Origin of the sequence: Methanimicrococcus hacksteinii (assembly GCF_032714515.1) — an archaeon.
Lineage (GTDB): Archaea > Halobacteriota > Methanosarcinia > Methanosarcinales > Methanosarcinaceae > Methanimicrococcus > Methanimicrococcus hacksteinii.
Genome location: NZ_JAWDKC010000033.1, coordinates 45,558 through 53,533 on the forward strand (window position 1 = coordinate 45,558; position 7,976 = coordinate 53,533).

Annotated in this window: 7 protein-coding genes and 1 tRNA gene; all 8 read left to right on the forward strand. The window is 40.5% G+C overall.

Going from position 1 to position 7,976, the window contains the following annotated elements; translation table 11 throughout:
• Positions 1-408: 408 nt before the first annotated feature.
• The 8 genes from MmiAt1_RS09235 (at position 409) to MmiAt1_RS09270 (ending at position 7,773) form a co-directional block, all read left to right on the forward strand.
• Complete coding sequence (locus MmiAt1_RS09235; RefSeq protein ID WP_318786591.1) at positions 409-1,284, forward strand: CBS domain-containing protein; 876 nt, start codon at positions 409-411, stop codon at positions 1,282-1,284.
• Positions 1,285-1,713: 429 nt separating this feature from the next.
• The gene (gene ahbC, locus MmiAt1_RS09240) at positions 1,714-2,919 is read left to right on the forward strand and encodes a 12,18-didecarboxysiroheme deacetylase (RefSeq protein WP_318786592.1); all 1,206 of its coding nucleotides are present in this window, start codon (positions 1,714-1,716) and stop codon (positions 2,917-2,919) included.
• Between the two features lie 74 nt (positions 2,920-2,993).
• A tRNA-Leu gene (locus MmiAt1_RS09245) sits at positions 2,994-3,078 on the forward strand.
• Between the two features lie 61 nt (positions 3,079-3,139).
• Positions 3,140-3,796 carry an alpha/beta fold hydrolase gene (locus tag MmiAt1_RS09250; protein ID WP_318786593.1) on the forward strand — a complete coding sequence of 219 codons (657 nt, stop codon included), beginning with the start codon at positions 3,140-3,142 and terminating at the stop codon, positions 3,794-3,796.
• Positions 3,797-3,844: 48 nt separating this feature from the next.
• Entirely contained in the window at positions 3,845-4,594 is a 750-nt protein-coding gene (locus MmiAt1_RS09255; RefSeq protein ID WP_318786594.1) for a GNAT family N-acetyltransferase, read from the forward strand.
• A gap of 239 nt (positions 4,595-4,833) precedes the next feature.
• On the forward strand, positions 4,834-5,910 hold the full coding sequence (locus MmiAt1_RS09260) for a uroporphyrinogen decarboxylase family protein (protein WP_318786595.1): 1,077 nt from the start codon (positions 4,834-4,836) through the stop codon (positions 5,908-5,910).
• Between the two features lie 254 nt (positions 5,911-6,164).
• Entirely contained in the window at positions 6,165-7,034 is an 870-nt protein-coding gene (locus MmiAt1_RS09265; protein WP_318786596.1) for an NmrA family NAD(P)-binding protein, read from the forward strand.
• 175 nt (positions 7,035-7,209) lie between these two features.
• Complete coding sequence (locus MmiAt1_RS09270; RefSeq protein WP_318786597.1) at positions 7,210-7,773, forward strand: beta-class carbonic anhydrase; 564 nt, start codon at positions 7,210-7,212, stop codon at positions 7,771-7,773.
• Positions 7,774-7,976: the final 203 nt, after the last annotated feature.

The window sequence follows — 7,976 nt, forward strand, 5'->3', positions numbered from 1 at the left end:
TTCTTATTTGATTTAGTCATTCGCTTTTCAAATCTTTAAATTTGTCTTTAAATTTGTCTTTAAATTTGTCTTTAAATTGGTCTTTAAATTGATCTTTAAATTGATCTTTAAATATAGTTTAAAACCAAATCTTTAATCAAACTGTTTTCAAATTTTATTTTTAATGACATTTAAGAATGAATCTCAGATTTATATCAACAAACCGGAAGATATATTCTCTGGAAAATAAAATCGGCCTCAGTTTTTATGTTCATTTTTGAATTAATTGTAAACCGTTTAAAATGAATTTATATAGATAAATGTCCTAAATGTAATTTACATATTTGATTATGTATTACTTAATTGTATGATTTAATTGTATAATTTTGTGTATGTTTATCTCATTTTATTGGGTTTTGAGTGATATTCATGGATTTAACAGCAATTCAAAAGGATATTTTAACAGCTTTAGTTAATTTGCAGCGCCAGAAAGAATCCGCCGTCAAAGGCGAGGAAATTGCCGATTTAATTCACAGAAATCCCGGCACGATCCGAAACCAGATGCAGCTTTTAAAAGCGCTCGGTCTTGTCGAAGGCGTTCCCGGTCCGAAAGGCGGTTACCGTCCGACCGGCGAAGCTTATCAGGCGCTTGACATTGAAGTTATGGACGAAGAAATGATTGTTCCCGTTTACCGCAACGGAACCGCAATCAACAACACAACCACCGCCGAAATTTCATTCACAACCGTCCGCAATCCTGAAAAATGCAAAGGCGTTGTGAAAATCATCGGAAACATTAAAGATTTCAATGCCGGCGACACAATCCAGGTCGGCCCGACACCCGTTAACCGCCTCACCGTCCGCGGTGAAGTTTACGGCCGCGACGACAGCAACAATTTGATTTTAATCAACATTACGGAAATGGTTTCCCTTCCGAAAAAGAATGTCAAATTCTACATGAAACCGCTCACGCTTGCCGTGAACAGCGGCCTTGATCTTCAGGAAGTTTCCCGCCACTTCATTGCCAAAAACCTTCACGGCGCCGCTGTTGAAGACAACGGCAAGATTGTCGGCGTCATCACCACAACCGACGTGACAAAAGCTGTTGCAATGAACAAGCTGGATGTCAAAGCCAAAGACGTCATGACAAAAGAACTCATAACAGTCGACGGCGAAATGCAGCTTTATGATGTTGTTCGCCTGTTCCACAAATACAACATCGGTCAGCTTGTTGTGACCGTTGACGGCATCCCGAAAGGCATTCTGTCCAAGACAGATGTCATGAATGAACTGGCCGTTTACTGATTTTAAATTTTTAATTTAAAATCATTCTTTTTTTTTCTTTTTTTGTATTTTTAAAAAACGAGTGTCCTGTTTTCATTTATTTTTAAAATCTCTGCGGTTCGCGCGCGGACGGCGGCCGATTACCGATTGCTGATAATTTTGATGATTTCTCAAAATTACAACGAATACATTTATTTTTAATTTTTTTCAGTTTATTCTGTTTTTATTGACCGTTTTTGTATAATCATTTTATTTTTAATTTTTTTCAGCTTAATCTTAAAATTTTAATTATTTTGGATTAACTGTTATTTGAATTAACTAATAATTTGAATTAACTGATATTTTAAAAATTGTAAACCTGCCGAACAAAGTTGGTTCTTACAAATTTTCAACGCCGCAGTCAATTTTTTTTGAGAAAGGTTTTTAATGAATATTGCATAAGATAGGGCTATGATTGGTATTTCTAAATTATATTGCGGAACCGTCGAGCCGTCTGACGCGCTTCGGTATAACCGCGATTCAAAAAAGTTACCGTCACATCTGCTTCAGTTTTCGAAAGACAAAAAACCTGTTGTCGTATGGAATATGACAAAAAGATGCAACTTAGGATGCGTCCACTGCTATGCTCAGGCGGTTGATCCGAAGGTTGAAGACAAAACGGAACTTACAACGGAAGAGGGGAAAGCACTGATTGACGATTTGGCCGAATTCGGGTCGCCCGTTATTTTATTTTCGGGCGGCGAACCGCTTTTGCGCGAAGATTTGGTCGAATTGGCTCAATATGCAAAAGACAAAGGCATGCGTGCCGTTATTTCAACAAACGGAACGTTGATTACAAAAGAAAAAGCGCGCCGGCTCAAAGAAGTCGGCCTTTCTTATGTCGGCATTTCCTTAGACGGCATGCCCGAAGTCAATGACCTTTTCAGATGTCACGACGGCGCTTTTAACGAAGCGATTGAAGGTCTCAGGAATTGCCAGGCCGAAGGCATCAAAGTCGGCCTTCGTTTTACGATTAATAAACACAATGCCGGCGAAATTCCCGCCATTTTTGACTTCCTGGAACGCGAAAAAATTCCGCGCATTTGTTTCTATCATTTGGTTTACGCCGGCCGTGGCAGCAAAATGATTGACGAAGATCTGACGCACGAAGAAACGCGAAAAGTCGTGGACTTAATCATGGATAAAACCGCCGAACTTCACGCCAAAGGATTCCCGGCCGAAGTTCTGACCGTTGACAATCATTGCGATGCACCTTACATTTACATGCGCCTCTTAAAGGAAAATCCCGAACGCGCCGCCGACGTTTACGAACTTTTGGAAATGAACCAGGGCAACTCCACCGGCATCGGAATCGGCTGTGTTTCTTGGAACGGCGATGTTCATCCCGACCAGTTCTGGCGCCATTATACGTTCGGAAACATTCGTGAAAGGAAGTTTTCCGAAATTTGGACCGACACAAGCGACCCGCTGATGGCCGGCCTCAAAGACCGCAAAGATTTGCTGCGCGCAAATGCGCCCAAATGCGCCCGCTGCCAATGGCTGGATGTCTGCAACGGCAACTTCCGCGTCCGCGCCGAAGCCGTGACCGGAAATGTTTGGGGCGACGATCCCGCCTGTTACTTTACGGAAGAAGAAATTACAACGAAAGAAGAATGAGCGAAAAACTTCGCTTATTCCGTTTTTTTATTTTATTTTTATATTTATTCGTATCAAATTATTAAAGTTCAATTGCAGGGGTTGCCGAGCTTGGTCAAAGGCGCAGGGCTTAGGACCCTGTTCTGCAGAGATCCGCGGGTTCGAATCCCGTCCCCTGCATAATTATTTTTACGATACATAATCCGAAGCAGAAAACAAAAATAAGAAAGGGATGCAGCAAATGAATATTACTGTAAACGGTGTTTCACTTTTTTATAAAATCACCGGCGAAGGATCACCGCTTTTACTTTTGCATGGAAACGGTGAAGATCATACAATTTTTAATGAGCTGGCAGCCAAATTGGCGGCAGATTTTACTGTATATGCCGTTGACAGCCGTAATCAAGGACAAAGCCAAAAAACAGATGATTATTCTTATGAAACAATGGCAGAGGATTTCTATGCCTTCATACAAGCGCTCAACTTGGGGAAAATTAATTTGGCAGGTTTTAGCGACGGTGCTATAATCGGCTTGCTGCTCGCTATAAAACACAATGAAGTCATCGAAAAAATGGCTTTACTTGGTGTCAATTTAAAACCGGATGATTTTACAGAAGAAAGCTATCAGTATATCAAAGACACATATGAAGAAACAAAAGACCCCTTATTCAAACTCATGTTGGAGCAGCCCGATATTGACCTTGATGATGTCAGAAACATAGACATACCGACTTTGATAATTGCGGCTGATAATGACATTTTTAAACCGGATTCTTTCACTCAATTGGCTGAAGCTTTACCGAATGCAAAATTAAAAATCATGATTGGTCATGATCACAGCAGCTATATTACAAATCAAGATATACTTTATCCGGACTTGATACAGTTTTTCAAATAAACGGCGCAGCGTAATCAACAAATGTTAATTTGAAACGAGAGGATGCACATGAATACGAATTTTGTGAATTTAACACCGGAAAATCTTGCGGATGAACATTTATGCTGCATCATCCGCAGTAAAAAACCTCATCCGGGTGTTGAAGCAAAACGAGAATGGCTTTCCGCCCGGCTCTATGAAGGACATGTTTTTAGAAAATTAAATGCAAAAGCCGCGGTTTTTATTGAATACGCGCCTCTTGAAACGGCTTGGGTTCCCGTCATCGGCGGCAATTATTATTATTTGTATTGTTTATGGGCTTCCGGAGAATATAAAGGAAAAGGATACGGCGAATCCCTGATGGAATATTGCCTGGCAGATGCCAAAGAAAAAGGCAAATCCGGTGTTTGCATGCTTGGCTCAAAAAAACAAAAAAATTGGCTGACAGACCAATCGTTTGCGAAAAAGCACGGCTTTGAAGTTGTTGATACCACCGATACAGGTTATGAATTGCTTGCGCTTTCTTTTGACGGAACACTGCCGAAGTTCGCGCCGAATGCTAAAAACGCCAAAATTGAAAATCAAGAACTGACAATTTATTACGATATGCAATGCCCTTATGTTTATCAAAGCATTGAGACAGTCAAACAATATTGTGAAACGAACGGCATTTCCGTATCTTTTATTCAAGTTGATACGCTTCAAAAAGCAAAAGAACTGCCTTGTGTTTTTAATAATTTCGGCGTGTTCTACAAAGGCAATTTTGAAACCGTAAACTTGTTGGATGCCGTTTATTTAAAACGAATACTCAAAAAATGAAAAATTTGAAAATCTCCCATTTCGAATTTTGGAATCCATTGCGGAAGCCGAGAAGTCCGTAAAAATACGCCTGATGCCGAAACAACCGGGACTGGGAGCCGGAAATATCGGTTGATTTCGATTGACGGATAACTTTTTTCTGAAACAAGAATTTTATTCATTTTTTTAAATTCATTAATCTTTTATATCTCTGGTAATATATATTTTAATGAAAAACGAAATTAGACGGAGGACATTTTATGACAGAGAAAATGACATCATCAGAGCGCATGGCAGCTCTCATTTCCGGTCAAAAACCTGACCGTGTTCCGGTTGTCCCGTTTGTTTCGGGATACAGTACAAAAATTACCGGCATTTCCCTCGGCGATTTTTATGCCGACGGCGACAAATGTTTTGAAGCGCAGTTCGCATCGATGCGGCTGCACGGTTACGAACAGACGCCGATGTACGGCTATGCTTCCTGCGGCGCGTGGGAATTCGGCGGCGAAATCGGCTTTCCTTATGAAAAAGGACAAGGCGCACCTTATGTGAAAAGACATCCGGTGACTTCACTTGAAGATATTGACAAGCTTGAAGTTCCCGATTTTGAAAAAGAATTGCCGGGCGCATACAAACTTGCCGACAGAGTGGCAGCCCGCTGCTTCGAACTCGGCATGCCTGTGACCATTCAGACCGGCAGCAACTTTACGGCCGCTTCAGTCATTGCCGACACATCGGAATTTATTATGTGGCTGATTGAAGACCCGAAAGCCGTTCATGTTTTGCTGGACAAAGTCAGTGACATGTACATCAATGCTTTGGATTATTTTGCCGATAAATACGGTGCCGCAAACCTCATGCCGTTTGACGGCGGCCCGTCCGAATCGAATAATATGATTCCGGCGAATATGTTTGAAGAATTTGTGTATCCGTACATGAAAAAAGTGCACGGTCACATGAAAGATTTGGGCGTTTATACCGTTCTCATGCATCCGTGCGCCGATCAGAATTTGAACCTTCCTTATTATGAAAAATTGAGAAAGGAATTGAATTGGTCGGGCAAATATTTCTGGATTTTCGGTCCGGAAACGCCGATTAAAGACCAAATCGAAATCTTCGGCGACCATGACGTTGTCTGCGGCAATATTAATCCGCCGCTTTTCCTGACGCACACGTATGATGAAATGCTGGAAATCTGCAAAAAAACAATTGAAGAAGGCATGAACTCCCCGTCAGGATTTGTGATGGCGGCCGGCTGCGAGTTCCCGGTGACTGCCGATCCGATTAAATTGATGGCGATGGTGGACGCCGCGGATATGTACGGCAGATATGATTAAGTCCGCCGGAAACGCAAAATAATGATCTGAAATTGAAAGCGGAAGAATATTTCATAAATCTTATTCTTCCGCATGCTTTTTTATTTTAACCTGATTTGCTTTAGGGTTTCCTGCTCTTTTATTTTTTATTTTTATTTTTTTATATTCCATTGAATCAGCAGGTCATTTATTTTTCATTGAATCAGCAGGTTGTTTAATATACCATTTTTGTCAATTAAGAGCAAAATTAAAAAAATCATTTAAGGTGTCATTTTATGGATATTATTTTAGGCGCGGGCGGTCAAGTCGGTTCCGAAGTTTCACGGCTTTTGGAAAGCCGGAGCAGACCGGTTCGCAGAGTTTTGCATTGCAGTTCGGAAACAAAAGATAAAAGACAAACGCCTCCGAATTCCGGCAGTGAGACAGTTGCTGCGGATTATTTTGACGGTGAATCTCTGAAAAAAGCATTTTCAGGCGGCGATACGGTTTTGCTTTTAACGCCCGAAAACATAACGTCACAAAATATGATTGCGGATGCCGAAATTGTCTTTGAGAATTATCGGGCCGCTTTGGAAAATTCCAGAATCAGAAGAGTTGTCGGTTTATCTTCGATGGGAGCGCAGTTGTCGGAAGAGGCCGGAATGCTGCAGCTGTACGCCATGCTTGAAAAATTTCTTGACACGTTGGATAATACTGATATTGAAATTTTTATCATTCGTCCGGCTTATTATTACAGCAATTGGATGATGTTTGCTGATACGGCTCAAAAAGAAGGTGTCCTGCCGACATATTTCCCGCCTGAGCAATCATTTCCGATGATTGCGCCAAAAGATGCGGCGGCTTTAATTGCCGATATTATGGAAAACGGGGCGGAAAACAAAATTACGGAAACAGCGGGACCTGAATTGTACAACCCTTCCGATATCGCGCGTTTTTTCGGCGGCCTGTTCGGCAAAGAAATCACACCGATGACGATTCCTTATGAAGAATGGTATCCCGGTTTGCTGCAGGCGGGATTTTCCGAAAATGCGGCTGAATTAATGACCGGCATGACAAAAACCGTTGCGGACGGGAAATCAGATTTTACAATACCGCCTGTTCGGACAAAAACAACTTTTTCAATATATCTTGAAGCATTTAAATAACATAAATAAAAACAATCAAAAACAAAAGCAGTCAACAACCAAAAACAAACAAACAAAATCAAAAAACAACCAAAAAACAACCAAAAAACAAACAAAAAAAATCAAAAAACAACCAAAAAACAATCAAAAAAATAATCAAAAAAACAATCAAAAACAAACAAAAGAGGGGTGAAATATGTCTTACATTATTGATGAAATACTTGAACATAATGAAAAATTCGTTGCCGGGAAACAATACGAATCGTTTGATACGACCCGATTTCCGAATAAAAGAATCGCCGTGCTTTCGTGTATGGACACGCGGCTGACGGAACTTTTGCCGGCGGCATTGAATTTTAAAAACGGTGACATCAAAATTATTACCAATGCCGGCGCCATGATTACGCATCCGTACGGCAGTGTCATGCGAAGTTTGCTGGTCGCTATTTATGAGCTCGGCGTCCGGGAAATTATGGTTATCGGGCATTACGGCTGCGGTATGAAAGGGCTTGAAGCATCACAGCTGATTCAAAAAATGGAAGGGCGGGGCGTTACTCAAGACCAAATTGAAAGCATCAAATCCGATAATATTGATATTCACAAATGGCTGAGCGGTTTTGAAAACCCGATTGTGTCTGTTTCGGAAACGACAGATTTAATTAAAAATCACCCGCTGATCCCGGCGGATGTGCATGTTTACGGATTTTTAATGGACCCGCATACCGGAAAATTGGATATTATTGAAAATGAAGAAGAATAACGTTTTTGTTTTTCATTTTCTCACATTATGTTTCCATATTTTCCCATCTTCATTTTCCCATCTTCATTTTCTCATTTTCATTTTCTCATTTTCATTTTCTCATTTTCATTTTCTCATTTTCATTTTCTCATTTTCATTTTCTCATTTTCATTTTCTCATTTTCATTTTCTCATTTTCATTTTCTCATTTTCATTTTCTCATTT